This window comes from Xanthomonas sp. NCPPB 2866, from assembly GCF_041475745.2.
GTDB classification, from domain to species: domain Bacteria; phylum Pseudomonadota; class Gammaproteobacteria; order Xanthomonadales; family Xanthomonadaceae; genus Xanthomonas; species Xanthomonas arboricola.
The window spans coordinates 2581949-2606352 of sequence record NZ_CM192975.1 but is presented as its reverse complement, the minus strand read 5'-3'; the positions used below and the strand labels follow the sequence as shown (position 1 = coordinate 2606352).

The following is a 24404-nucleotide window of genomic DNA, read 5'->3' as shown; positions in this document are numbered from 1 at the left end:
CCTACGTTAAGCGCAGCAGGCGGGCGGTCTGCAGGTGTGGCTGGCGATGCATGAGGGCATCGGCCGGGCCCGCATGCTGGCGACGCAGGGGCTGGTTGGAGCTTTCAGCTGGCGGCGCCGCTCAGCTGCCGTGCCCTGGCCAAAGCGCTGATCAGTTCGTCTGACAAATAGGGCTTGGTCAGGATCACGCCGCGCTCGAAGCCGCTGGGGATGGTGCCACTGGCAACACCGGTCGCCAGCACGAACGGAATCCCGAGCTCCGACAGCAACCGGGCGACCGGCTCGCTGGTCTCGCCATTGCCGAGGCGATAGTCGAGCACTGCGATCTCCGGCGCATCGGCCTGAATCAGGGTCAGCGCTTGCGCAACTTCCCCGACCGGACCCAGCACCACCGCGCCAGCCTGGACGAGCTGCAGATCGAGCAGCATGGCATTCATCTGGTCGTTCTCGACCACCAGCACCCGAACTCCACGCAACACCGACATTGCTTACTCCTTCACCTAAGTCGGCCAGTATATCGACACTGCTCCACCGCAGCGCTGACGCCATTGCTTGCAGCTGAATTCGTCAGGCGCGTTCTGACACTGTTCGTTTCATGCGCAAGTCGCTATACTGCGCGGCCACGCCGAAGTGGCGGAATCGGTAGACGCAGCGGATTCAAAATCCGCCGCCCTTAAAAGCGTGTGGGTTCGAGTCCCACCTTCGGCACCAGGATGTAGCGGTACAAGCAAAGCCCTTCTGGCGACGGTCAGAGGGGCTTTTCTTTTATGCGCTCAAGAATCGCCGGAACCGGTAAATGTCTGCCGGCTGTTGACCCGTCGCGCTCAGCAGCATTGCGGTCAGAAACAGAGCGATTTGTGGTCGACGTGGTGCAGCAGCTGGTGCAGCGACGTCACGTTCTTCGTTGTATGGCGGCGTGTTCCATTGCCGCGCATCGATGATGCGTGGTCGCTGAAAATTCCGGCGAGATGAGCGTGGATTGCCGCCAGGCGCCTGCAGGCACGCAACCATCACGCGCGATGCGTACCTTGGAAAGCTCTTTTCAAGCAGGTGGCTTCCCATGGATTTCGATTCTTCGCAGCAACTGCGCATCTTGCGCGACATCCATGACACCACGCCGGTTGCCGACGAAGAGGCCAATTGGGCAGTGCGTGCCGGCTATGCAACACAGGCCGAAGACGGCGATATCGATCTCACCCACGAAGGCCGCAAGGCACTGGATGTCGGCCAGACCTGATCCGTCGTTGTGCGGATTCGTTCGACGCGCAACCAAGCTGTGCGCGTTCCACAATCGATGCGCGCGTGTGTGTGGATGGACTGACAGGATGCGCGCGTATCGTGTCGCCACGTCTGCATGCGGTGGAACAGGGTGCCGCTGAATCTCAGGCAAAAAAAGCCCCGGCAGTGCCGAGGCTTTCGGATGATTGGCGTCCCCACGGGGATTCGAACCCCGGTGTCCACCGTGAAAGGGTGGTGTCCTAGGCCTCTAGACGATGGGGACGCGTATCAAAACCTGGTTGTAGATTCCAGACGGCCTATGTCGGGAATTTGGTGGAGCCAGGCGGGATCGAACCGCCGACCTCCTGCATGCCATGCAGGCGCTCTCCCAGCTGAGCTATGGCCCCACGATGCTGCGAGCCGGCAATCATAGCGACATCGATGGCGCTTGGGAAGTGGTGTGTGCAAAAAAGTTTGCGCGACCGATTCGCCAGTAGCGGGAGCAGCGTAGCGCATGCGTTCGCGAGCAGTTGATGAGTGTGCGCGTCGCAGGTCGACGGGATGCGATGTCGTCTGTACGGACGATTGTCTGATCGCGCAGAGCATGACGGCGTCGTGGCAGTGGCTTCTTTCGTCAGTCGGGACAATGCAGCGGTCTGCGCACAACGATCGAACGACATTGCAAGCGTGTGCGTTCGCCGCCATCGACACGTGTGCGGCTGTGCCGGCAACTGCAGGTTGGGGTCGGGCCGCATTGCAATGATGCGAAGCCGTTGCGTCATCGCCTCAGAAGATCGAAATGCCACCACGAGCGTCGCGTGCAGATAACCGCGCGTCCAATCGATGCTGAAAAACACGCAAAAAAAAGCCCCGGCAGTGCCGGGGCTTTCAGATGATTGGCGTCCCCACGGGGATTCGAACCCCGGTGTCCACCGTGAAAGGGTGGTGTCCTAGGCCTCTAGACGATGGGGACGCGTATCAAAACCTGAGTTGTCACCCTGACGGCCTAAGCCAGGAGTGGTGGAGCCAGGCGGGATCGAACCGCCGACCTCCTGCATGCCATGCAGGCGCTCTCCCAGCTGAGCTATGGCCCCACGAAACTGAGAACGAAATGATAGCGGCCTGTTAATGTTCGCGCAAGTGCTTTTTCATTTCGCATGAGACGCAGCGTGCGCGGGGCACGCTGCGCATCGGCAACTCAGTTGACGCCGTGCAGGTCGCGCAGCTGCGTCTGTCGAGCACCGAAGTAGGCGGCCAGGTCGGCGATGTCCTGATCGCTCAGGGCAGTGGCCTGCGCCGTCATCAACGGGTGCTGGCGATCGCCGCTGCGGTAGGCCTGCAAGGCGTGCGCAAGATAATCGCCGTATTGGCCGCCGAGCTTGGGATAGCTGGGGTCGATGGGGGCATTGCCGTCGGCGCCGTGGCAATCGACGCAGCTCTGGCCGGTGGCCTTGCCTTTCGCGTGCGCCAGCTTGTCGCCGGCGTCGGCGCGCCCGGTCGGCAGGCCGGCAGACGAGCCGGAGCCATGTTCGCCACTGGCGTGGCCGGCATCGCCGGCGGAATGATCGGTGGACTCAACCTGGGATTGGGAGCAGGCCGCCAACATCAGGGCAGCGACCAGGGCGATGGCTAGACGCGGAGCGTGCAGGGCGTTCGGCATGTGGGCGCTTATTTGAGGGTGGACAGGTAGGCGGAGATATCGGCGATGTCCTGCTCGGAAAAGCTCTGCGCCTGCGCTTGCATGGTGGGATGCTTGCGTTTGCCCTGGCGGTACTCGGTCAGCGCCTGGGTCAGATACTGGCTGGACTGGCCGCCGATCTTGGGCACGCGATAACTGGGATAGGCGTTCTTGTAGCCGGTGACGCCATGGCAGCCCTGGCAGGTGTAGGCCAGCAAGCGGCCGTTGGACGGGTTGCCGGTGGGCGCTGCGGGTGTGGCCACTGCCGCGGCGGGCGCAGGCGTGGCGGGTGCGGCTGGCGTGACTGACGGTGTCGCTGATACGCCCCCAAACGGCAGGAAGACGACCAGAGCGAGACAAGCGGCGAGCGGCTGCGGGCGCATGGTTTCGTATCCGGAAGACTGATTGAACGTCCGCACGTGGGGGCGTGGCGGAACCGGTCCGAGTATGCCTGCGATTTGGCGCCGCGCAAACGGGGTGAATACGCGAACTTGAACAGACCATGACCTTTGGCGCATTGGCGACATGATCGTTCTGGTGGTCTACTTGCCTACAACACCTGTTCACGCATCCACTAGGACACGACGATGTCGCCACTCTCCTTCCTGCCCGGCCGCAGCGGAACCTGCGCCGCTGCATTGTTGATCACCACGAGCCTGTTGCTGGGCGGCTGCAAGGCGGGAGATGGCGAGGCCAAGGCCGCCGAGGAGAAGAAAACCGTCGATGCGGTACCGGTGGAAATTGCCAAGGCCGCACGCCGTGCGGTGGCGGCCAGCTATACCGGCACCGCCGCCCTGGAGCCGCGTGCCGAAGCGCAGGTGGTGGCCAAGACCTCCGGCGTTGCATTGGCGGTGATGGTGGAAGAGGGCCAGAAGGTGTCCGCGGGTCAGGCCCTGGTTCGCCTGGATCCGGACCGTGCGCATCTGGCGGTGGCGCAAAGCGAAGCGCAGCTGCGCAAACTGGAGAACAGTTACCGCCGTGCCACCCAGTTGGTGGGGCAACAGCTGGTCAGTGCCGCCGATGTCGACCAACTCAAGTTCGATGTCGAAAACAGCCGCGCGCAGCATCGCCTGGCATCGCTGGAGCTGTCCTACACCACGGTGCAGGCGCCGATTTCCGGGGTGATCGCCTCGCGCTCGATCAAGACCGGCAACTTCGTGCAGATCAATACGCCGATCTTCCGCATCGTCGACGATTCGCAGCTGGAGGCCACGCTCAACGTGCCCGAGCGCGAGCTGGCCACGCTCAAGTCCGGCCAGCCGGTGACCTTGCTGGCCGATGCCTTGCCCGGTCAGCAGTTCATCGGCAAGGTCGACCGCATTGCGCCGGTGGTGGATTCGGGCAGCGGCACTTTCCGGGTGATCTGTGCGTTCGGCCAGGGCGCCGAAGCGCTGCAGCCGGGCATGTTCGGGCGCATCCGCATCGACTACGACCAGCGCAAGGACGCGTTGGTGATCCCGCGCCTGGCGCTGCTGGACGATGGCGAGCCGGCCGTGTTCGTGGTGCGTAACGGCAAGGCCAGCCGGGTGCCGGTGAAACTCGGTTATGCCGAAGGTCCGTGGCTGGAAGTGCGGCAAGGGCTGAAGGAAGGCGACCAGGTGGTGACCGCCGGCAAGGTGGCACTGCGTGATGGCACTGCGGTGCAGGTCATCGGCCAGCCCGACCGCAAGCCGGTTGCCGCTGCGGCACCGGCAGCCGGCAGCGACGGGAAACGCTCATGAGCGATCACGGCAACCCGCACGCACCCGTGCACGACCCGCATGCCTCCTTGCCCGGCGGCGGCGGTCTGGTGGCCTTCGCCACGCGGCGGCGGGTGACCATCGCGATGATCACCGTGACCATGCTGCTGTTCGGGCTGATCGCGTTGCGCAGTCTCAAGGTCAACCTGTTGCCGGACCTGAGCTACCCCACGCTGACCGTGCGCACCGAATACACCGGCGCGGCGCCGGCGGAAATCGAAACGCTGGTGACCGAGCCGGTGGAAGAAGCCGTCGGCGTGGTCAAGAACCTGCGCAAGCTCAAGTCGATCTCGCGCACCGGGCAGAGCGATGTGGTGCTGGAGTTCGCCTGGGGCACCAACATGGACCAGGCCAGCCTGGAGGTGCGCGACAAGATGGAAGCCCTGTCGCTGCCGCTGGAAACCAAGCCGCCGGTGCTGCTGCGCTTCAATCCATCCACCGAGCCGATCATGCGGCTGGCGCTGTCGCCCAAACAGGCGCCGGCCTCCGACAACGATGCGATCCGCCAGCTCACCGGGCTGCGTCGCTACGCCGATGAAGATCTGAAAAAGAAACTTGAACCGGTGGCCGGCGTGGCCGCGGTCAAGGTCGGCGGCGGGCTGGAAGACGAGATCCAGGTCGATATCGATCAGCAGAAACTGGCGCAGCTCAACCTGCCGATCGACAACGTGATCACCCGGCTCAAGGAGGAGAACGTCAATATCTCCGGCGGCCGGCTGGAGGAAGGCTCGCAGCGGTATCTGGTGCGCACGGTCAACCAGTTCGTGGATTTGGACGAGATCCGCAACATGCTGGTGACCACGCAAAGCAGCAGCGGCAGCGCCGCGGAAGCGGCGATGCAGCAGATGTATGCGATCGCCGCATCCACCGGGTCGCAGGCGGCGCTGGCCGCAGCGGCCGAAGTGCAGAGCACCTCGTCGGCGTCCAGCAGCAGCATCGCCGGCGGCATACCGGTGCGATTGAAGGATGTGGCCGAGGTCCGCCAGGGCTACAAGGAGCGCGAGGCGATCATCCGCCTGGGCGGCAAGGAAGCGGTGGAGCTGGCGATCTACAAGGAAGGCGACGCCAATACCGTGTCCACCGCCGCGGCGCTGCGCAAGCGGCTGGAGCAGTTGAAGGCGACCGTGCCCGGCGATGTGGAGATCACCACCATCGAGGACCAGTCGCACTTCATCGAGCACGCGATCAGCGACGTCAAGAAGGATGCGGTGATCGGCGGCGTGCTGGCGATCCTGATCATCTTCCTGTTCCTGCGCGATGGCTGGAGCACCTTCGTGATCAGCCTGTCGTTGCCGGTGTCGATCATCACCACGTTCTTCTTCATGGGCCAGTTGGGCCTGAGCCTCAACGTGATGTCGCTGGGCGGGCTGGCACTGGCCACCGGGCTGGTGGTGGACGATTCGATCGTGGTGCTGGAAAGCATCGCCAAGGCGCGCGAACGTGGCCTGAGCGTGCTGGATGCGGCAATCGCCGGCACCCGCGAAGTCAGCATGGCGGTGATGGCGTCCACATTGACCACGATCGCGGTGTTTCTGCCGCTGGTGTTCGTCGAGGGCATCGCCGGGCAGCTGTTCCGCGACCAGGCGCTGACCGTGGCGATCGCGATCGCGATCTCGCTGGTGGTGTCGATGACGCTGATTCCGATGCTGAGTTCGCTCAAGGGCGCGCCGCCGATGGCGTTCCCGGACGAGCCCAGCCACCCGCAGTGGCAGCCGCAGCAGCGCTGGCTCAAGCCGGTGGCTGCCGGTCGGCGCGGGGCCGGCGCGAGCGTGCGCTATGCGTTCTTCGCGGTGGCGTGGGCGGTGGTCAGGCTGTGGCGCGGCATCGCACGAATGGTGTCGCCGGTGATGCGCAAGGCCAGCGACCTGGCGATGGCGCCGTATGGCCGCGCCGAGCGTGGTTATCTGGCGATGCTGCCGGCGGCGTTGCGGCGGCCCGGCCTGGTGCTGGGACTGGCGGCCGCTGCGTTCATCGGCACCGTGTTGCTGGTGCCGATGCTGGGTGCGGATTTGATTCCGCAGCTGGCGCAGGACCGCTTCGAAATGACGGTGAAGCTGCCTTCCGGCACGCCGCTGGCGCAGACCGACGCACTGGTGCGCGAGTTGCAGCTGGCGCACGACAAGGACCCGGGCATCGCCTCGTTGTATGGGGTGAGCGGCAGCGGTACGCGGCTGGACGCCAACCCCACCGAGAGCGGCGAGAACATCGGCAAGCTCACCGTGGTGATGGCCGGCGGCGGCAACCCGGAAGTGGAAGCGGCGGCCACCAGGCGGCTACGCAGCAGCATGGTCGGGCATCCCGGAGCGCAGGTGGATTTTGCACGGCCAGCATTGTTCAGCTTCTCCACGCCGCTGGAAGTGGAGCTGCGCGGGCAGGACCTGGGCGAGCTGGAACGTGCCGGGCAGAAGCTGGCAGCGATGCTGCGGGCCAATGGCCATTACGCCGACGTCAAGTCGACGGTGGAAGAGGGCTTCCCGGAAATCCAGATCCGTTTCGATCAGGAACGCGCCGCTGCGTTGGGGCTGACCACCCGCCAGATCGCCGATGTCATCGTCAAGAAGGTGCGCGGCGATGTGGCCACGCGCTACAGCTTTCGCGATCGCAAGATCGATGTGCTGGTGCGTGCGCAACACAGCGACCGCGCCAGTGTGGATGCGATCCGGCAGTTGATCGTCAACCCGGGCAGCAGCCGACCGGTGCGTCTGGCCGCGGTGGCCGAGGTGGTGGCGACGACCGGGCCGAGCGAGATCCACCGCGCCGATCAGACCCGCGTGGCGATCGTCTCGGCCAGCCTGCATGACATGGATCTGGGCGGCGCGGTGCGCGAGGTCGAGTCGATGGTGCGCAACGATCCGCTGGCCGCTGGCGTGGGCATGCATATCGGAGGGCAGGGCGAGGAACTGGCGCAATCGGTGAAGTCGCTGTTGTTCGCCTTTGGTCTGGCGATCTTTCTGGTCTATCTGGTGATGGCCTCGCAGTTCGAATCGCTGCTGCATCCGTTCGTCATCCTGTTCACCATTCCGCTGGCGATGGTCGGCGCGGTGCTGGCCTTGCTGATGACCGGCAAGCCGGTGTCGGTGGTGGTGTTCATCGGCTTGATCCTGCTGGTGGGGCTGGTGACCAAGAACGCGATCATCCTGATCGACAAGGTCAACCAGCTGCGCGAGGAGGGCGTGCCCAAGCGCGAGGCCTTGATCGAGGGCGCTCGCTCGCGCTTGCGGCCGATCGTGATGACCACGCTGTGCACCTTGTTCGGCTTCCTGCCGTTGGCGGTGGCGATGGGCGAGGGCGCCGAGGTGCGCGCGCCGATGGCGATCACCGTGATCGGTGGGTTGCTGGTGTCCACGCTGCTGACCCTGCTGGTGATCCCGGTGGTGTACGACCTGCTGGACCGTCGCGCCGATGCGTACTACCTGGAGCGTGGCCGGCGCACGGCCGGCCAACGTGCGCAGGCGACCGGTAACTCCGACGGGCTGGAGGCGCTATGAGCGTTGCCGCCTTCAGCATCCGTCGGCCGGTCACCACCATCATGTGCTTCGTCTCGCTGGTGGTGGTGGGGTTGATTGCCGCGTTCCGGCTGCCGCTGGAGGCGCTGCCGGACATTTCCGCACCGTTCCTGTTCGTGCAACTGCCGTACACCGGTTCCACCCCGGACGAGGTGGAACGCAACCTGGTGCGGCCGGCCGAAGAGGCGCTGGCGACGATGACTGGCATCAAGCGCATGCGCTCGACCGCCACCGCAGACGGCGCCAATATCTTCATCGAGTTCTCCGACTGGGACCGCGACATCGCCATCGCCGCATCGGATGCGCGCGAGCGGCTGGATGCCATCCGCGACGATTTTCCGGAAGATCTGCAGCGCTTCCACATCTACAAATGGTCCAGCAGCGACGAGCCGGTGCTGAAAGTGCGCCTGGCCAGCCAGACCGATCTGACCGGCGCGTACGACATGCTCGACCGCGAGTTCAAGCGGCGCATCGAACGGATTCCCGGCGTGGCCAAGGTGGAGATCTCCGGCGCACCGCCGAACGAAGTGGAGATCGCCATCGCGCCGGACCGGCTCACCGCACACGACCTCAGCCTCAATGATTTGAGCGAGCGCCTGGGCAAGCTCAATTTTTCGGTGTCGGCAGGCCAGATCGACGACAACGGCCAGCGCATTCGGGTACAGCCAATCGGCGAATTGCGCGACCTGCAGGAACTGCGCGACCTGGTGCTCAATGCAAAGGGGCTGCGGCTGGCCGATATCGCGCAGGTGCGGTTGAAGCCGACGCGGATGAATTACGGCCGTCGCCTGGACGGGCGCCCGGCGATCGGGCTGGACATCTACAAGGAGCGCAGCGCCAACCTGGTGGATGTGTCCAAGGCGGCGTTGAAGGAAGTCGAGGACATCCGCGCCGAACCTGCGATGCGCGATGTGCAGATCAAGGTGATCGACAACCAGGGCAAGGCGGTGACCTCGTCGCTGGCGGAACTGGCAGAAGCCGGCGCGGTGGGCCTGTTGTTGTCGATCACGGTGCTGTTCTTCTTCCTGCGCCACTGGCCATCGACGCTGATGGTGACGTTGGCGATTCCGATCTGCTTTGCGATCACGCTGGGCTTCATGTACTTCGTCGGTGTCACGCTCAACATCCTGACCATGATGGGCCTGCTGCTGGCGGTCGGCATGCTGGTGGACAACGCGGTGGTGGTGGTGGAAAGCATCTACCAGGAACGCGAGCGCATGCCCGGTCAACCGCAGCTGGCGGCCCTGCTCGGCACGCGCAGCGTGGCAATCGCGCTCAGCGCCGGCACCTTGTGCCATTGCATCGTGTTCGTGCCGAACCTGTTTGGCGAGACCAACAACATCAGCATCTTCATGGCGCAGATCGCGATCACCATTTCGGTGTCGCTGCTGGCCTCGTGGCTGGTGGCGATCAGCCTGATTCCGATGTTGTCGGCGCGCATGAAGACACCACCGATGGTGAGCTCCGAGCGCGGCGTGATCGCGCGGCTGCAGCGCCGTTATGCCAAGGTGCTGGCGTGGACGCTGGCCCATCGCGGCTGGAGCGTGGCCGGCATCGTGTTGGTCAGTGCGATCAGCCTGGTACCGATGAAGTTGACCAAGGTCGACATGTTCGGCGGCGATGGCGGCAACGAGGCTTTCATCCAGTATCAGTGGAAAGGCTCGTACACGCATGAGCAGATGGGTGAGGAAGTGGGGCGGGTCGAGCGTTACCTGCAAGCCAATCGCGACAAGTACCACATCACCCAGATCTATTCGTGGTTCAGCGAAGCGGAAGGCGGCAGCACCACCGTGACCTTCGACGCGGGCAAGGTCAAGGAGCTGCCGGCGTTGCTGGAACAGATCCGCAAGGCCTTGCCGCGCTCGGCACGTGCGGACTACAGCATCGGCAATCAGGGCGATGGCGGCAGCGGCAATCAAGGCGTGCAGGTGCAGTTGGTCGGCGATTCGACCCAGGCCTTGCAGGCCCTGGCCGACGATGTGATGCCGCTGCTGGCGCAGCGCAAGGAATTGCGCGACGTGCATGTGGACACCGGCGATCGCACCAGCGAGTTGGCGGTCCGGGTCGATCGCGAGCGTGCGGCGGCCTTCGGGTTCAGTGCCGAGCAGGTGGCAAGTTTCGTCGGTCTGGCGTTGCGTGGCACGCCGTTGCGCGAGTTCCGCCGAGGCGACAACGAGGTACCGGTGTGGGTGCGCTTTGCCGGCGCCGAACAGAGCAAGCCGGAAGACCTGGCCAGCTTCACGGTACGCACCAAGGATGGCCGCAGCGTGCCGTTGCTCAGTCTGGTCGATGTGCAGATTCGCCCGGCCGCCACCCAGATCGGCCGCACCAATCGCCAGACCACGCTGACCATCAAGGCCAATCTGGCCAGCAAGGTCACCGTGCCGGAAGCACGCGCGGCAATGGAAAAGCCGCTCAAGGCGATGAGTTTCCCCGCCGGCTACAGCTATACCTTCGACGGCGGCGATTACCAGGACGACGGCGAAGCGATGGGCCAGATGGTGTTCAACCTGGTGATCGCGCTGGTGATGATCTATGTGGTGATGGCGGCGGTATTCGAATCGCTGCTGTTTCCTGCGGCGATCATGAGCGGCGTGGTGTTTTCGATCTTCGGGGTGTTCTGGCTGTTCTGGATCACCGGCACCTCGTTCGGGATCATGTCCTTCATCGGCATCCTGGTGTTGATGGGCGTGGTGGTGAACAACGGCATCGTGATGATCGAGCACATCAACAACCTGCGCCGCCGCGGCATGGGCCGCACGCAGGCCTTGATCGAAGGCTCACGCGAGCGCTTGCGGCCGATCATGATGACGATGGGCACCGCCATCCTGGCGATGGTGCCGATCTCGCTGACCAGCACCACGATGTTCAGCGACGGCCCGCCGTACTTCCCGATGGCCCGCGCGATCGCCGGCGGGCTGGCGTTCTCGACGGTGGTGAGCCTGCTGTTCCTGCCGACGATCTACGCAATTCTCGATGACATGAGCAACGGCGCAGCCGCGCTGGTACGACGTGCGCGTGGCGTGCCGAAGACGCCGCTGGCAAGCGTTGCGCTGGAATCGTGAGCGCCAACACTGCTGAAGTTTCCACGGCCTAAGGCATTCACCAGCGCACTGAGGCCGTGAGTGACAAGGCGCAAAGCCCCTCTCCCGGTGGGGCGAGGAGGCACGGCTTACGCGCCATGGACGCGCGTGCCTTGGATCTACCGCGCCGCAAGCGTGCGTCGGGAGCGGGGTTGGGGTGAGGGTACGGTTTCTCTTCCGGGGCACTGCCAAGCACGCGGCTGTGTTTCGCTGGCTTTGGTGAGGGCGACAGCGCGTCCGCGGACTGGCTCCTCGGCTCGGTCAGACATCCTGTCTGACTCGCCGCCGCGGCACATCCCTGTGCCGCTCTCCGCCAATCCCCGGCCACGCTGCCGCCTCGGCGAGTCGTTTCCGTGACGTTGAGCGACGAAAAACGACAGCCGATTCAGTGGTCCATTTTGGTGCCAATCATCCGCCAAGGTCGCCGCACGTGTTCTGGACCTTCGACTTCGTAGCTCTCTGACACACCGCCCAGATGCCAAGTACTCAGAAGTGCGCGGTTTCCAGTGCTCTCAATCCGCTGCCTTCAAGAGGTATGCGAAGAGGCCTCTGCCCCAATAGCCGAGGCAACGATCAAAACCTAGGTCGAGCATGCCCTGCGGCAGTGGCTGCTCTCCGTTCCGCCAACACAGGAACATTCGAAGAGTGGTCCGCGGGCGCCGGGGCAGGACCTTACACGACATGGCGCGTGTAAGAGCCCCCCATGGATGGGTTCACGGCGTGTCCTGCCCGGCGCCCGCGGGCCGCTCGCACGCATGAAACAAGGCGCCTGGCAGCAGCCTTTCCTCAACCAAAGTGAAAGCGCCAGCAAACCGGGCTTTCCTCATTCAAAACCAAAGCGCCAACTGATCAGCTGTCCTCAGCCATCCAGCTTTCCCGGCAACCTGGGTTCCAAGCCGCTGGATACAGCGGCCAGAGAATCAGGCCGCACGCACCTGCCGCACGATCGCCGCCGCCTTGGCCGAGCTCTCCTTGACCTTGTCCCACTGGCCCTGTGCCAGCCAGTCCTTTGGCACCATCCACGAGCCGCCGATGCACAGCACATTCGGCTGCGACAGGAACTCGGCCGCGTTGGCCTCGCTGATGCCGCCGGTGGGGCAGAGCTTGAGTTCGGACAGCGGGCCGGCCAGGCCCTTGAGCATCTGCAAGCCGCCCACGGCGGTGGCCGGGAACAGCTTGCACACGCGGAAGCCCAGGCCCATCAGGGTCAGCAGCTCGGTCGGCGTGGCCGCGCCGGGCACGGCGGGGATCGGCGCATCGGCGAGCAGGCGCGCCAGCGGCGCCGGCGTGCCCGGGGTGACCAGGAAGTCGGCACCGGCATCCACCGACTGACGCAGTTGCAGCTCGCTCAGCACGGTGCCGGCACCGATCACGATGTTGGGCAGCTCGCGCTTGAGCATGGCCAGCGCTTCGATCGCAATCGGGGTGCGCAGGGTCAGTTCGATCGCGGGCAGGCCGCCTTCGAGCAGCGCATCGGCCACGCGGCGCGCCTGGTCCAGCGTGTCCACGGTGACCACCGGCAGGATGCCGGCGTCGTGCAGCAGCTGTTCGGCGGTGTTCTGGGTCTGGGCAATCGTCATTGCAACTCCGTTAGACGGCGACCGCGGGGCGGTCGCGCAGAGGGAAGGGGAATCAGGCGTCCTTGGACTCGTGCGGTGCGGCGGCCGCCGCTGCATCGGCACCGAGTTCGTACTCGGCGTCGTAGCTCCACAGCGCGCCGTCTGGACGGGTCGGGCCGCAGGAAATCGAGATGGCGCCCTGGTCGGCCGGGCCAACCACCTGGCGGTTGATGGCGAACAGGTTGCGCCCCAGGTCGTTGCCCGCCACCGAGGTGTTGGGTGCGACCTCGCGCGATGCCCACTCTTCGGCCGAGACCAGCACCTCCAGCGTGCCGGCTTCACCGTCCAGGCGCACGATGTCGCCTTCGCGCACACGCCCGATCGGACCGCCGCGTGCGGCCTCTGGCGTCATGTGGATCGCCGCCGGGAACTTGCCCGAGGCACCGGAAAGACGGCCGTCGGTGACCAAGGCCACGCGCCGGCCCTGGTTCTGCAACAGGCCCAGCAACGGCGCCATCGAATGCAGTTCCGGCATGCCGTTGGCACGCGGGCCCTGGTAACGCAGCACCACCACGAAATCGTGCGGCAGCACGCCGGCCGCATGCAGCTTGTTGAGCACCTGCGGCGTGTCGATCACCACTGCCGGCGCTTCGATCGTGCGGTGCTGCGGCTTGACTGCCGACAACTTGATCAGCGAGCGGCCCAGGTTGCCGCGCAGCAGGCGCAGGCCGCCCTGCGATTCGAATGCGGCGCTGACCGGCCGCGCCACGCTGTCGTCGGCGGTGGTCGCAGTGCCGGGCACGTAGACGACCTTGCCGTCCTGCAGGCGCGGCTCGTTGGCGTAGGCGCGCATGCCGCCTTCGACCACGGTGGGCAGGTCGTCGTGCATCAGCCCGGCGTCCATCAGCTCGCGGAACACGAAGGCAGTGCCGCCCGCGGCCTGGAAGCGGTTCACGTCGGCTTCGCCGTTGGGGTAGATGCGGGTCAGCAGCGGCACGGTCTGCGAGATCAGATCCATGTCGTCCCAGGTCAGCACGATGCCGGCCGCACGCGCCACCGCAATCCAGTGGATGGTGTGATTGGTCGAACCACCGGTGGCCATCAGCGCGACCACGGCATTGACGATGGCACGCTCGTCGATCAGGCGACCGAACGGACGGAAGTCCTGGCCCAGCGCAGAAATTGCCAGCGCACGCGCGGTGCCCTCACGGGTCAGCGCATCGCGCAACTGCAGCTCCGGGTTGACGAACGAGGCACCGGGCAGCTGCACGCCCATCGCCTCGAGCAACACCTGGTTGGAGTTGGCGGTGCCGTAGAAGGTGCAGGTGCCGGGCGAGTGATACGAGGACGACTCGGCTTCCAGCAGTTCGGCGCGGGTGGCTTCGCCGGCGGCGTAGCGCTCGCGCACTTCGGCCTTCTGCTTGTTCGGAATGCCGGGCGTCATTGGCCCGGCCGGCATGAACAGCGCCGGCAGATGCCCGAACGCCAGCGCGCCGATCAGCAGGCCCGGCACGATCTTGTCGCACACGCCCAGGTACACCACGCTGTCGAACATGTCGTGGCTGAGGCCGATCGCCGCGGCCTGGGCAATGTTGTCGCGCGAGAACAGCGACAGCTCCATGCCGGCGCGGCCCTGGGTCACGCCGTCGCACATCGCCGGCACGCCGCCGGCGACCTGTGCGGTGGCACCGAGCGTACGCGCGGTGTCGCGGATCAGCTGCGGGTAATGCTCGAACGGCTGATGTGCCGACAGCATGTCGTTGTAGGCGGTGATGATGCCCAGGTTGGGCGTGGCCGCACCGCGCAGGCGCGACTTGTCGGTCGGCTCGGACGCGGCGAAACCATGCGCCAGGTTGCCGCAGCTCAAACGGCTACGGAACGGACCCTCGCGCAGGGCGGCATCGAGACCGGCCAGATACGCCGCGCGCGACGGCGCGCTGCGCTTGCGGATACGGTCGGTGACAGCTTGGATGTTCGGATGCAGGCTCATTGGCTACCGGCTATGAGAAACGGGGAAGGTAATCACGCTGTTCTTTTCGTAGATACCCGCACATGGATGTGCGGGCTTTTGCGAAGGACTCGCACAAAATCGGCTGTTGCGAAGGACTCGCACGTTTGAATCCCCGCACATGGATGTGCGGGCTCTTGCGAGGGACTCGCACTCACGCACACCAATGAACCCGCAATTTCGGGCCCGGCGGCTGCAGCGCCACGCGGATCGGATACTCGCTGACATCGTCACCGGCCAGTGCAGCCTGCAGCACGTCCAGCTTCTGCTTGCCGCGCAGCAACAGCAGGCGGGTCGGGATGGCGGCCAGTCCGGCCGGTGTCAGCGTGATCCGCAGCGGCCACTGATTCGCGCCGGGGCAGCCGGTGGCATCCAGCGACGCATACGGTTGCGGGCTGGACAGTGCCTTGCTCAGGTCGGTCGAGCCCGGAAACAGCGAGGCGGTGTGTCCGTCGCCACCCATGCCCAGCACCGCCAGGCACGCAGGCTCGGCGTGCCTGGCCTGCAGGTTCGCGGTGTGCACGCACTCGGGCAACTGCTTGCCCGGGCGCACCAGCGGGATGAAGGTCGCCGCCGATGCGTGAGTCAGAAAGCTGTGATTGACAAGCCAGGCGTTGCTGTCCTGATCCTGCGGCGAGAGCCAGCGCTCATCGACCAGGCCTACTTCCACCCGCGACCAGTCCAGCGGGCGGTGGGCGAGCGATTCGTACACCGGTGCCGGGGTGGTGCCGCCGGACAGCAGCATGCGCGCCTGGCCGCGGCGCGAAATCTCCTGTTCCAGCAGGTCGGCCATCTCGCTGGCCACCGCCTCGGTCCATTCGGCCGGGTCTTCGTAGCGCACCAGTGTGATGCGCGGATTGTCCTGCAGGTTCATCGCTGCTCCCCTGGATGCTGACGCTGCGCATCCACCGCATAGGCGGCGGCGCCGAGCAGGCCGGCATGCGGATGCATGACCGCCAGCGACGGCACCCGCGACATGATCGCTGAGAAGCGTCCCTTGTGTTCGAAGCGCTGGCGGAAGCCGGAATGCTGCAGCGAATCCAGCACCTTGGGCACCAGCCCGCCGGTGAGGAACACGCCGTCCCAGGCGCCCTGCATCAACACCATATCGCCGGCGATCGCACCGAAGATGGCGCAGAACAGATCGATGGTGCGCGACGAGCGCGGGTCGCCCGCCGCCGCACGCGCGGTGATGTCCTTGGGCTGCAGCGGGCCCGGGTCGACCCCGGCGATCTCGCTGAGCGCGCGATGGATGTTGACCAGGCCCGGGCCGCAGATCAGGCGCTCGTTGGAGACCCGGCCGAACTGCTCGGAAAGGATCTCCAGGATGCGGATCTCCTCTGGCGTGCCGGGCGGAAAGCTGACGTGGCCACCTTCGGTTTCCAGCGGGAAGCAACGCCCGTTGCGGATGATCAGCCCACCCACGCCCAGCCCGGTGCCCGGGCCGATCACGCCGTAGTTGCGCGGCTGATCGATCGGCGCCGGCCGCCAGCTGGCGCCGCCGACCTGCACCACGTCCTGCGGGCGCAGCAGGCTGATCGCCATGGCCTGCGCGGCGAAGTCGTTGATCAGGTGCAGGGTGCTGAAGCCCAGCATCGCCGCGGTGCGCGAGCGCGAGATCACCCACGGATGGTTGGTGATGCGCGCCTCGTCGCCGTCCACGCGGCCGGCCACGGCGAACACGCCCTGGGTGGCCTGCACGCCGATCTGGTCGAGGTAATAGCGCGCGGCTTCGCCGAGCGAACCGAAATCGACCACCGCAAATTCGCGCGAGGTGTCATCCAGCAGCGGCACCGAGGCGTCGACGTCGGCCAGCGCGAAGCGCGCATTGGTTCCGCCGATATCGGCAACCAGCACCGGCTTGGAAGGAGCGGTCATGCGGTGTGTCCCTGTGCGTCGGTGGCCGGGGGCAGGAAGGGCGCCGCGGCATCGGGGCCCCAGCTGCCGGCCGGGTAGGGCTGCAGCGGCAACTGCGCGTCTTTCCACGCATCGCTGACGCTGTCGATCCACGACCAGGCGGCCTTGACCTCGTCGTCGCGCACGAACAGCGCCGGGTTGCCGTTGAAGGCATCCACGAACAGGCGCTCGTAGGCGATGCGGCGGTGCAGGCCGGTCGGCACCGACAGTTCCAGTTCCAGCGGCTGCAGTTCGATCGCACCCCATTCCGGGCCGGCCAGGCTGCTCATCAGGCCGAGCTCGATGTTTTCCTGCGGCTGCAGCTGGAAGGTCAGGCGGTTGGGCACCGCGTTCTGCCGGTCCGGGCGCTCGAACAGCCAATGCGTCACCGGCTTGAGCGTGACCACGATACGGGTGGAACGCTCGGCCAGACGCTTGCCGGTGCACAGGTGGAACGGCACCCCGGCCCAGCGCCAGTTGTCGATATGCGCGGTCACCGCGACGAAGGTTTCCACGTCGCTGCCTTCCGGCGGGTGATAGGCCTGCGCCGGCTGGCCGTTGATGCTGCCGGCGGTGTAGCGGCCACGCACGCTGTCGTGGGCGGCATGCTCGGCGGTCATCGGGCGCAGCGCGCGCAGCACCTTGACCTTCTCGTCGCGGATGCGATCGGCTTCCAGCGAGGCCGGCGGCTCCATCGCCACCAGGCACAACAACTGCAGGATGTGACTCTGCACCATGTCGCGCAGCGCGCCGGAGCGCGCGTAGTAGGCATCGCGCCCATCCACGCCTTCGCTCTCGGCCACCAGGATCTGCACCGACTCGATATAGGTGCGGTTCCACACCGCTTCCAGCAACGTATTGCCGAAGCGCAGGGCGATCAGGTTCTGCACCGCCGCCTTGCCCAGGTAGTGGTCCAGGCGGAACACGCGGTCTTCGTCGATCAGCGCGCCGATCGACTGCAGGATCTCGCGGGCGCTGTCCGAGTCGTGGCCGATCGGCTTTTCCAGCATCAGCCGGTGCGGCGCAGCCAGCGCACCGCCCAGGGCCAGGCCCTGGCAGGTGCTGATGTACAGGCCCGGCGGAATCGCCAGGTAGCTCACGCACTGGCGGCTGGCCAGCTCGCGTACGGCATTGGCCACCGACTCGGCATCGCGCAGATCCACCGAGCGATAGTCGACCCGCTGCAGCAGCGTTTCGATCTGCTCGGGCGTGGCGATCGGCAGCGCGGCGGCCAGGCGCGGGCGCAGCACCTCGCGGAACGCCTCGGTGTCGTGCGGCGACAACGCCAGCGCACGGATACGGAAATCCTCCGGCAGCAGGCCATCGACGAACAATCGCAGCAGGGACGGGAAGAGATAGCGCTGGGCGAGATCGCCGGTGGCGCCGAACAGGATCAGGGTGTTGTGCATGGACCGAATTTCAGATTCTGGAGACATCGTGATCAGCAGCTGGTCGGAAAGGCGCCGGACAGCCGGCGGTCGGTATGTCTGTTCCTGAGCGACACTGGCGTGCGCGCAGCGGGGGATGGACGCGCACGCCCAATCCCTGATTGTTGCAGCAAGTGGCCGTCAGCGGTTAGCGCCGCGGCGGTTGACCTGCACATGCGTGGCCGAATGGCGGGCCTCGCACGGTAGGCTGCACCGCTTGAGACAGCGGCTTGGGTCGGTGGCGGCATGGTCCCTCCCGAGATCGATGTTGCCATGTGAAAACGATTACATGTCAGAATAAACCAATGCATTCGTTTGCAGGAAATTTCCTTGCAGGCGCATGCGGCGTCACCGCCGTCGGGAGGGCCGAGGGCAGGGCGCACAACTTACGTTGAGGCCGAAGATGGCGAAAGTGCAGTTGGAAGGTGTCCGCAAGGTCTACGAGAACGGCCAGGTCGCGGTGCAGGGTGCGAGCTTCGAGGTCGCCGATGGCGAATTGATGGTGCTGGTCGGTCCGTCCGGCTGCGGCAAGTCGACCCTGTTGCGCATGATTGCCGGGCTCGAGGACATCAGTGCCGGCACGCTGAAGATCGGCGAGCGCGTGGTCAACGACGTGGCTCCCAAAGACCGCGACATCGCCATGGTGTTCCAGAGCTACGCGCTCTATCCGCACATGACCGTGGCCGAGAACCTGGCCTTCGGGCTCAAGCTGCGCGGCCACCCCAAGCAGGTCATCGCCGAGCGGGTCAACAACGCCGCCGAGTTGCTGGGGCTGACCCCGATGCTCGACAAGCTGCCCAAGGCGATGTCCGGCGGCCAGCGTCAGCGCGTGGCGCTGGGGCGGGCGATGGTGCGCGAGTCGTCGGTGTTCCTGCTCGACGAGCCGCTGTCCAATCTGGATGCCAAGCTGCGCCACAGCGTGCGTACCGAGATCGCGCAGCTGCATCGCAAGCTCGGCACCACGATGATCTACGTCACCCACGATCAGGTCGAGGCGATGACGCTGGGCCAGCGCATCGTGGTGCTCAAGGATGGGGTGATCCAGCAGATCGACAGCCCGATGGCGCTGTACGACCGCCCGGCCAATCTGTTCGTGGCCGGATTCCTCGGCAGCCCGGCGATGAACGTGCTGCAGGGGCGCCTGGATGAGCAGGACGGCCTGCATCTGGTCATGGCCGATGGCTGGCGTGTGCCGCTGGGTGCGGCGCGGGTCGAGCGCAGCTGGTTCGGTCGCGAGGTGATCGTCGGCGTGCGTCCGGAGCACCTGCAGCCGTCAAACGATGCCGCGCTGGGCTTTGACGCGCGTATCGACGTGATCGAGCCGGTCGGCAACGAGATCTTCCTCAACCTCGACCGTGGCGGCCAGCCGCTGGTGATCCGGGTCGCACCGCAGGCCCTGCCGGCGGTGGGGGAGCAGCTGCGCCTGGCACTGCGCAGCGAGGCGCTGCACTTCTTCGACCCGGCCAGCGGCGAACGGCTGGCGCTGGCCTAACGCGCCAGCCCCTGCACGAATGCAAGCGGGCGGGCGGCATGCGCGCCCGCCTGCAGCACGGCGTCGGCCTCCAGGGTCAGCTCCAGCGGCAGCACCGCCAGTGCAAGATCGCCCGCCACGCTGACCAGCGTGCCAACGGTGGCATCGCCCAGCAGCACGGCCTGGCCCGCCTCGGCCAGCGCATCGCTGCAAACGGCATCGACCTGCAGCAGCTGCAGCGCACGCTTGGCCTTGCCCAGAAAGTGCGTCCGCGCCACGATTTCCTGGCCCGGATAGCAGCCCTTCTTGACGCTGAAGGCCTGCAGGCGATCCAGCGCCAGCTGCTGCGGCGTCCACTGCTCGCGTTGCGCATCGGGCAGGCGCGCCAGCCCCAGTTGCAGGTCCGTACGTCGCCACTCGGCGTCCATGCGCGGTACTTCGATAGGCGCGGCCAATGCCTCATCGTTCGTCAGCAACATCAGCGTGCGCGGGAGGGCAGGGCTGCCCAGGTCCAATTCGATACGCTGCGTTCCGATATCGGCCTGCGCGCCCTGGGCGCGGGCAGGCGCGGCAAGGCCGCCAAACGCCGAAAGCGCCGCCACGCCGATCTTGAGCTTGCGTCGGAACACAAAACGGCCGAGTTGCGTTGCGATCTCGGCCGCATTGCCATCGGGCAACAGCATCAGCAGGTGGGTGTCGTCCTCACGCAGGAGTGCGAAGATGGCGATCACGCGCCCCTTTGCCGTCAACCACGCATTCCACTGCCACTGCCCGATCGCCAGCGCCTGTACGTCGTTGGCAAATTGCGCATGCGCGAACGCCACTGCATCCGTCCCGATCAAGCGGACGTATTGCATGTCGTGCAGGGAGCCAAAACCCTGTGGAATAAGATTCAGGTTGTCAGCCATGTAAGGGGAGGACTAAAATCGCAACGTTGTGAGACCACTATGATAGGCCATCCAACCCCCACCCCAGCGCAGGATTCCGAGACGCAGCCTTCCCCTCAGGAGACGATTCCCGAGAAGAAGCCACTGCCGAAGGAAATTGGTGGACGCGACGGCCCCGAGCCAACGCGCTACGGCGACTGGGAAAAAAATGGACGCTGCATCGATTTTTGAGCAGCTTCTAGCCACAGCGGCCTAGTGCCGCCCAGCCGAGAAAACGAGCCCAGCGAATGGCGATCCGCGAACGTCCCACTTCTCCACATCTGCAGGTATATCGCTGGCAGATCCAGATGGCGACCTCGATCCTGCATCGAGCCACCGGCGTCATCCTTTCCGGAGGCGCGCTGGTCATCGCCGTCTCGCTGCTGTTGCTAATGCTCGGCGAGGACCACTGGAATTGCCTCACCCAGCAGCTGGGCGCCTGGTACGGCCAGTTGTTCCTATTTGCCTGGTCCTGGGCATTTACCTATCACCTGGCCAACGGCATCCGCCACATCGTCCAGGATTTCGGCCACGGCTTCAGCATTCCCGCCTTCATCCGCAGCAGCTGGACATCGGTGATCGCCAGCCTGGTGCTGACCGCTGCGATCTGGGCCTATGTCCTGACCGGAGTTTCCGCATGAGCCGCTATCGCACCCCCTTGAAGAATGTGCGCGGTCTGGGCGCGGCCAAGACCGGCACCGAACATTTCGTGATGCAGCGGCTGACCGCCACAGCCCTGGTCGTGCTGGCGATCTGGTTCGTGGCGTTCGTGCTGAGCCTGCTCGGTTCCGACTACATGACTGCAGTCGTTGCCGTGTCCAAACCGTGGAACGCCGTGCTGCTGGTCGGTTTCCTGGTGGCGATGTTCTGGCATGCGCAGCTTGGCCTGCAGGTCGTGCTCGAGGACTACATCCACAATTCGTTGCTGGCGCTGGCGTTGCAGACGACGGTGAAGTTCGTCGCCGTGCTTGGCGCGATCGTCAGCATTTTCGCAGTGGCGCGCATCGCGCTGGGCGGTGCCTGAGTCATCGGGCACACAGAACAGGAATCCAGATTAGATGTCCGCTTACAAGATCACTGAACACAAGTACGACATGGTCGTGGTGGGCGCCGGCGGCGCCGGCCTGCGCGCCACGTTCGGCCTGGCCCAGAAGGGCCTGCAGACGGTCTGCCTGACCAAGGTCTTCCCGACCCGCTCGCATACCGTGGCGGCGCAGGGTGGCATCTCGGCCGCGCTCGGCAACATGGGCGAAGACGACTGGCGCTACCACTTCTACGACACCATCAAGGGCTCGGACTGGCTGGGCGACCAGGACGCGATCGAGTACATGTGCCGTGAGGCGATCCCGGCGATCATCGAGCTCGAGCACTACGGCGTGCCGTTCTCGCGTACCGAAGAGGGCAAGATCTACCAGCGCCCGTTCGGCGGCATGACCACCAAGTACGGCGAAGGCCCGTCGGCGCAGCGCACCTGCGCGGCGGCCGACCGTACCGGTCACGCGATGTTGCACACGCTGTATCAGCAATCGCTGGCACATAACGCGCGCTTCATGATCGAGTACTTCGCGCTCGACCTGATCTTCGACGAGGAGGGCGTCTGCCGCGGCGTGCTGGCGCTGGACATGGCCGATGGCAGCTTGCATCTGTTCCGGGCCCACGGCGTGGTGCTGGCCACCGGCGGCTATGGCCGTGCCTACTTCAGCGCGACCTCTGCCCACACCTGTACCGGTGACGGCGGCGGCCTGGTGATGCGTGCCGGCCTGCCAGTGCAGGACATGGAGTTCGTGCAGTTCCATCCCACCGGTATTTACGGTGCGGGCTGCCTGATCACCGAGGGCGTGCGTGGCGAAGGCGGCATCCTGCGCAACAGCAATGGCGAGCGCTTCATGGAGCGCTACGCACCGCATTACAAGGATCTGGCCTCGCGCGATGTGGTGTCGCGTTCGATGACCGTGGAGATCCGCGAAGGCCGCGGCGTCGGCGAGCACAAGGATCACATCCTGCTCGACCTGACCCACCTCGGCCCGGAAGTCATTAACGAAAAGCTGCCCGGCATCGCCGAGAGCGCGCACATCTTTGCCGGTGTGGACGTGACCAAGCAGCCGATCCCGGTGCTGCCGACCGTGCACTACAACATGGGCGGCATTCCGACCAATTTCTACGGCGAAGTCGTGCGCAAGCAGGGCGACGACCCGGATGCGGTGGTGCCTGGCCTGTACGCGATCGGCGAAGCGGCCTGCGTGTCGGTGCACGGTGCCAACCGCCTGGGATCCAACTCGCTGCTGGATCTGGTGGTGTTCGGCCGTGCGGTGGCAAACCGCTGCGCCGAGACGGTCAAGCCCAATCAGCCGCACAAGACCTTGCCGTCCGATGCCTGCGACAAGGCGCTGGGCCTGCTGGACAAGTTGCGCTATGCCAACGGCTCCACGCCAACCTCGGTGATCCGCGACAACATGCAGCGCACCATGCAGTCCGATGCCGCAGTGTTCCGCACCAGCAAGACGTTGAAGGAAGGCGTGGACAAGATGGCCGAGATCTTCGCCACCTTCGAAGACGTCAAGGTATCCGACCGCTCGCTGGTCTGGAACTCGGATCTGATCGAGACCTACGAGTTGAACAACCTGCTGCTCAACGCGGTGGCGACGATCAATTCGGCCGAACAGCGCAAGGAAAGCCGCGGCGCGCATTCGCACGAAGACTTCCCGGACCGCGACGACGTCAACTGGCAGAAGCACACGCTGGTCACCGTCGACGACAAGGGCAAGTGCGAGTTCGAATATCGTCCGGTGCACATGTACACGCTGAGCAAGGACGTGGACGTGGTCCCGCCGAAGCCGCGCGTTTACTGATCGATGCGCATGGATCGATCTGCTTTCGCCCTGCATCTGCTGGCCGGCCTGTCCGGGTACCGCAGCCGTGCACCGCGACAGCCGGATCGCCCCATGACGCAGGGGCAACGCCGGCATGCCGCCGGCGGTTGCGCCACCGCCGCGGCGGTGGCATCCGTCATCTTTACCTTCATGCGCACGGTGCGGTTGTCGTTCGCACCGCGCATCGCCTGAGCCAACGAGAGCAGCTATGGCAGAGTTCACCCTCCCCAAGAATTCAAAGATCGGCAAGGGCAAGCATTACCCTGCACAGGGCGCCAAGAACATGCGCACCTTCAAGGTCTACCGCTGGGATCCGGATGGCGACGCCAACCCGCGTACCGACAGCTATGAGATCGATCTCGACAAGTGCGGCCCGATGGTGTTGGACGCGCTGATCAAGATCAAGAACGAGATCGACCCGACGCTGGCGTTCCGTCGCTCCTGCCGCGAGGGCATCTGCGGCTCGTGCGCGATGAACATCGACGGCACCAACACGCTGGCCTGCACCAAGGCGATTGCCGCTTGCGGCAAGGCCGAGGTGCCGATCTACCCGCTGCCGCACATGAGCGTGATCAAGGACCTGGTGCCGGATCTGACGCATTTCTACGCGCAGTACGCGTCGATCAAGCCGTGGATCCGTACCCAGACCCCGCCGCCGCCGGACCGCGAGCGCCTGCAGTCGCCGGAAGACCGCCGCAAGCTTGATGGCCTGTACGAGTGCATCCTGTGCGCCTGCTGCTCGACCAGTTGCCCGAGCTACTGGTGGAATGGCGAGCGCTATCTGGGCCCGGCGATCCTGCTGCAGGCGTATCGCTGGATCATCGATTCGCGCGACGAGGACACCGGTGCGCGCCTGGACGACCTGGAAGACCCGTTCAAGCTGTATCGCTGCCACACCATCATGAACTGCGCGCGGACCTGCCCCAAGGGCCTGAACCCGGCGCTGGCGATTGCCGAGATCAAGAAGCTGATGATGGCGCGTCGCGCCTGATCGCAGCGCAATGCGGGCCCGCGTTGGCGGGG

At 65.5% G+C, this 24404-nt stretch carries 20 protein-coding genes and 5 tRNA genes; 12 read left to right on the top strand and 13 right to left on the bottom strand.

Annotation, left to right across the window (positions count from 1 at the left end; all coding sequences use genetic code 11):
* Positions 1-104: 104 nt before the first annotated feature.
* The gene (locus ACCQ04_RS11175; protein WP_046342825.1) at positions 105-485 is read right to left on the bottom strand and encodes a response regulator; all 381 of its coding nucleotides are present in this window, start codon (positions 483-485) and stop codon (positions 105-107) included.
* A gap of 139 nt (positions 486-624) precedes the next feature.
* On the opposite strand from ACCQ04_RS11175, the gene ACCQ04_RS11170 reads away from it, so the two are divergent.
* A tRNA-Leu gene (locus tag ACCQ04_RS11170) sits at positions 625-711 on the top strand.
* 349 nt (positions 712-1060) lie between these two features.
* Positions 1061-1237 carry a hypothetical protein gene (locus tag ACCQ04_RS11165; RefSeq protein ID WP_039521745.1) on the top strand — a complete coding sequence of 59 codons (177 nt, stop codon included), beginning with the start codon at positions 1061-1063 and terminating at the stop codon, positions 1235-1237.
* Between the two features lie 188 nt (positions 1238-1425).
* Here the strand turns inward: ACCQ04_RS11165 and ACCQ04_RS11160 are convergent.
* The 6 genes from ACCQ04_RS11160 to ACCQ04_RS11135 form a co-directional block, all read right to left on the bottom strand.
* Positions 1426-1501: transfer RNA gene (locus ACCQ04_RS11160), tRNA-Glu, on the bottom strand.
* 48 nt (positions 1502-1549) lie between these two features.
* A tRNA-Ala gene (locus ACCQ04_RS11155) sits at positions 1550-1625 on the bottom strand.
* Positions 1626-2115: 490 nt separating this feature from the next.
* Positions 2116-2191 (bottom strand) — tRNA-Glu (locus ACCQ04_RS11150).
* Between the two features lie 45 nt (positions 2192-2236).
* A tRNA-Ala gene (locus ACCQ04_RS11145) sits at positions 2237-2312 on the bottom strand.
* Positions 2313-2416: 104 nt separating this feature from the next.
* Positions 2417-2878: a c-type cytochrome gene (locus tag ACCQ04_RS11140; protein ID WP_160955148.1), complete on the bottom strand. Its 462-nt coding sequence runs from the start codon at positions 2876-2878 to the stop codon at positions 2417-2419.
* A gap of 8 nt (positions 2879-2886) precedes the next feature.
* Positions 2887-3279 (bottom strand): c-type cytochrome, encoded by a 393-nt coding sequence (locus ACCQ04_RS11135; RefSeq protein ID WP_039521742.1) that lies wholly within the window; start codon positions 3277-3279, stop codon positions 2887-2889.
* 204 nt (positions 3280-3483) lie between these two features.
* Here ACCQ04_RS11135 and ACCQ04_RS11130 point away from each other — a divergent pair, with 204 nt between their 5' ends.
* From ACCQ04_RS11130 to ACCQ04_RS11120, 3 genes are read left to right on the top strand one after another with little or no spacing between them, the layout of a single operon-like run.
* Entirely contained in the window at positions 3484-4617 is a 1134-nt protein-coding gene (locus ACCQ04_RS11130; protein ID WP_039529911.1) for an efflux RND transporter periplasmic adaptor subunit, read from the top strand.
* Positions 4614-8123: an efflux RND transporter permease subunit gene (locus tag ACCQ04_RS11125; protein ID WP_226427721.1), complete on the top strand. Its 3510-nt coding sequence runs from the start codon at positions 4614-4616 to the stop codon at positions 8121-8123. The genes ACCQ04_RS11130 and ACCQ04_RS11125 overlap by 4 nt, the downstream gene beginning before the upstream one ends.
* A complete protein-coding gene (locus ACCQ04_RS11120; RefSeq protein ID WP_226427722.1) occupies positions 8120-11206 on the top strand; it encodes an efflux RND transporter permease subunit in 3087 nt (1028 codons plus the stop codon). The genes ACCQ04_RS11125 and ACCQ04_RS11120 overlap by 4 nt, the downstream gene beginning before the upstream one ends.
* Before the next feature lie 938 nt (positions 11207-12144).
* Here ACCQ04_RS11120 and ACCQ04_RS11115 read toward each other — a convergent pair.
* The 5 genes from ACCQ04_RS11115 to zwf form a co-directional block, all read right to left on the bottom strand.
* Positions 12145-12804 carry a bifunctional 4-hydroxy-2-oxoglutarate aldolase/2-dehydro-3-deoxy-phosphogluconate aldolase gene (locus ACCQ04_RS11115; protein WP_226427723.1) on the bottom strand — a complete coding sequence of 220 codons (660 nt, stop codon included), beginning with the start codon at positions 12802-12804 and terminating at the stop codon, positions 12145-12147.
* Between the two features lie 52 nt (positions 12805-12856).
* Positions 12857-14773: a phosphogluconate dehydratase gene (edd, locus tag ACCQ04_RS11110; RefSeq protein ID WP_024938694.1), complete on the bottom strand. Its 1917-nt coding sequence runs from the start codon at positions 14771-14773 to the stop codon at positions 12857-12859.
* Positions 14774-14945: 172 nt separating this feature from the next.
* Complete coding sequence (gene pgl, locus ACCQ04_RS11105) at positions 14946-15665, bottom strand: 6-phosphogluconolactonase (protein WP_054592947.1); 720 nt, start codon at positions 15663-15665, stop codon at positions 14946-14948.
* Entirely contained in the window at positions 15662-16669 is a 1008-nt protein-coding gene (gene glk / locus ACCQ04_RS11100; protein ID WP_016902597.1) for a glucokinase, read from the bottom strand. The genes pgl and glk overlap by 4 nt, the downstream gene beginning before the upstream one ends.
* Complete coding sequence (gene zwf, locus ACCQ04_RS11095) at positions 16666-18096, bottom strand: glucose-6-phosphate dehydrogenase (RefSeq protein ID WP_016902596.1); 1431 nt, start codon at positions 18094-18096, stop codon at positions 16666-16668. Before zwf ends, glk begins: the two co-directional genes overlap by 4 nt.
* A 421-nt stretch (positions 18097-18517) precedes the next feature.
* On the opposite strand from zwf, the gene ACCQ04_RS11090 reads away from it, so the two are divergent.
* A complete protein-coding gene (locus tag ACCQ04_RS11090; protein WP_024938691.1) occupies positions 18518-19606 on the top strand; it encodes an ABC transporter ATP-binding protein in 1089 nt (362 codons plus the stop codon).
* Here ACCQ04_RS11090 and ygfZ read toward each other — a convergent pair.
* The gene (gene ygfZ, locus ACCQ04_RS11085; RefSeq protein WP_226427724.1) at positions 19603-20493 is read right to left on the bottom strand and encodes a CAF17-like 4Fe-4S cluster assembly/insertion protein YgfZ; all 891 of its coding nucleotides are present in this window, start codon (positions 20491-20493) and stop codon (positions 19603-19605) included. The genes ACCQ04_RS11090 and ygfZ overlap by 4 nt on opposite strands.
* Here ygfZ and ACCQ04_RS11080 point away from each other — a divergent pair.
* The 6 genes from ACCQ04_RS11080 to ACCQ04_RS11055 are packed head-to-tail and all read left to right on the top strand — an operon-like array spanning position 20395 to position 24372.
* Positions 20395-20703 carry a DUF1674 domain-containing protein gene (locus tag ACCQ04_RS11080; RefSeq protein ID WP_226427725.1) on the top strand — a complete coding sequence of 103 codons (309 nt, stop codon included), beginning with the start codon at positions 20395-20397 and terminating at the stop codon, positions 20701-20703. The genes ygfZ and ACCQ04_RS11080 overlap by 99 nt on opposite strands.
* Positions 20704-20759: 56 nt before the next feature.
* Complete coding sequence (sdhC, locus tag ACCQ04_RS11075; RefSeq protein ID WP_024938689.1) at positions 20760-21152, top strand: succinate dehydrogenase, cytochrome b556 subunit; 393 nt, start codon at positions 20760-20762, stop codon at positions 21150-21152.
* Positions 21149-21535, top strand: a complete 387-nt coding sequence (gene sdhD, locus ACCQ04_RS11070; RefSeq protein WP_024938688.1) for a succinate dehydrogenase, hydrophobic membrane anchor protein — start codon at positions 21149-21151, stop codon at positions 21533-21535. The genes sdhC and sdhD overlap by 4 nt, the downstream gene beginning before the upstream one ends.
* A gap of 34 nt (positions 21536-21569) precedes the next feature.
* Complete coding sequence (gene sdhA / locus ACCQ04_RS11065; protein WP_104645776.1) at positions 21570-23360, top strand: succinate dehydrogenase flavoprotein subunit; 1791 nt, start codon at positions 21570-21572, stop codon at positions 23358-23360.
* Positions 23361-23363: 3 nt separating this feature from the next.
* A complete protein-coding gene (locus tag ACCQ04_RS11060; protein ID WP_080959882.1) occupies positions 23364-23573 on the top strand; it encodes a hypothetical protein in 210 nt (69 codons plus the stop codon).
* A 16-nt stretch (positions 23574-23589) separates the two neighbouring features.
* On the top strand, positions 23590-24372 hold the full coding sequence (locus tag ACCQ04_RS11055; RefSeq protein ID WP_226427726.1) for a succinate dehydrogenase iron-sulfur subunit: 783 nt from the start codon (positions 23590-23592) through the stop codon (positions 24370-24372).
* The last annotated feature ends 32 nt before the right edge of the window (positions 24373-24404 follow it).

What these genes read in the sequence shown, in the direction of transcription:
- ACCQ04_RS11175 (WP_046342825.1), bottom strand. Translation starts at nt 485, where the DNA reads ATGTCGGTGTTGCGTGGAGTTCGGGTGCTGGTGGTCGAGAACGACCAG.
- ACCQ04_RS11165 (WP_039521745.1), top strand. Translation starts at nt 1,061, where the DNA reads ATGGATTTCGATTCTTCGCAGCAACTGCGCATCTTGCGCGACATCCAT.
- ACCQ04_RS11140 (WP_160955148.1), bottom strand. Translation starts at nt 2,878, where the DNA reads ATGCCGAACGCCCTGCACGCTCCGCGTCTAGCCATCGCCCTGGTCGCT.
- ACCQ04_RS11135 (WP_039521742.1), bottom strand. Translation starts at nt 3,279, where the DNA reads ATGCGCCCGCAGCCGCTCGCCGCTTGTCTCGCTCTGGTCGTCTTCCTG.
- ACCQ04_RS11130 (WP_039529911.1), top strand. Translation starts at nt 3,484, where the DNA reads ATGTCGCCACTCTCCTTCCTGCCCGGCCGCAGCGGAACCTGCGCCGCT.
- ACCQ04_RS11125 (WP_226427721.1), top strand. Translation starts at nt 4,614, where the DNA reads ATGAGCGATCACGGCAACCCGCACGCACCCGTGCACGACCCGCATGCC.
- ACCQ04_RS11120 (WP_226427722.1), top strand. Translation starts at nt 8,120, where the DNA reads ATGAGCGTTGCCGCCTTCAGCATCCGTCGGCCGGTCACCACCATCATG.
- ACCQ04_RS11115 (WP_226427723.1), bottom strand. Translation starts at nt 12,804, where the DNA reads ATGACGATTGCCCAGACCCAGAACACCGCCGAACAGCTGCTGCACGAC.
- edd (WP_024938694.1), bottom strand. Translation starts at nt 14,773, where the DNA reads ATGAGCCTGCATCCGAACATCCAAGCTGTCACCGACCGTATCCGCAAG.
- pgl (WP_054592947.1), bottom strand. Translation starts at nt 15,665, where the DNA reads ATGAACCTGCAGGACAATCCGCGCATCACACTGGTGCGCTACGAAGAC.
- glk (WP_016902597.1), bottom strand. Translation starts at nt 16,669, where the DNA reads ATGACCGCTCCTTCCAAGCCGGTGCTGGTTGCCGATATCGGCGGAACC.
- zwf (WP_016902596.1), bottom strand. Translation starts at nt 18,096, where the DNA reads ATGCACAACACCCTGATCCTGTTCGGCGCCACCGGCGATCTCGCCCAG.
- ACCQ04_RS11090 (WP_024938691.1), top strand. Translation starts at nt 18,518, where the DNA reads ATGGCGAAAGTGCAGTTGGAAGGTGTCCGCAAGGTCTACGAGAACGGC.
- ACCQ04_RS11080 (WP_226427725.1), top strand. Translation starts at nt 20,395, where the DNA reads ATGCGCGAACGCCACTGCATCCGTCCCGATCAAGCGGACGTATTGCAT.
- ygfZ (WP_226427724.1), bottom strand. Translation starts at nt 20,493, where the DNA reads ATGGCTGACAACCTGAATCTTATTCCACAGGGTTTTGGCTCCCTGCAC.
- sdhC (WP_024938689.1), top strand. Translation starts at nt 20,760, where the DNA reads ATGGCGATCCGCGAACGTCCCACTTCTCCACATCTGCAGGTATATCGC.
- sdhD (WP_024938688.1), top strand. Translation starts at nt 21,149, where the DNA reads ATGAGCCGCTATCGCACCCCCTTGAAGAATGTGCGCGGTCTGGGCGCG.
- sdhA (WP_104645776.1), top strand. Translation starts at nt 21,570, where the DNA reads ATGTCCGCTTACAAGATCACTGAACACAAGTACGACATGGTCGTGGTG.
- ACCQ04_RS11060 (WP_080959882.1), top strand. Translation starts at nt 23,364, where the DNA reads ATGCGCATGGATCGATCTGCTTTCGCCCTGCATCTGCTGGCCGGCCTG.
- ACCQ04_RS11055 (WP_226427726.1), top strand. Translation starts at nt 23,590, where the DNA reads ATGGCAGAGTTCACCCTCCCCAAGAATTCAAAGATCGGCAAGGGCAAG.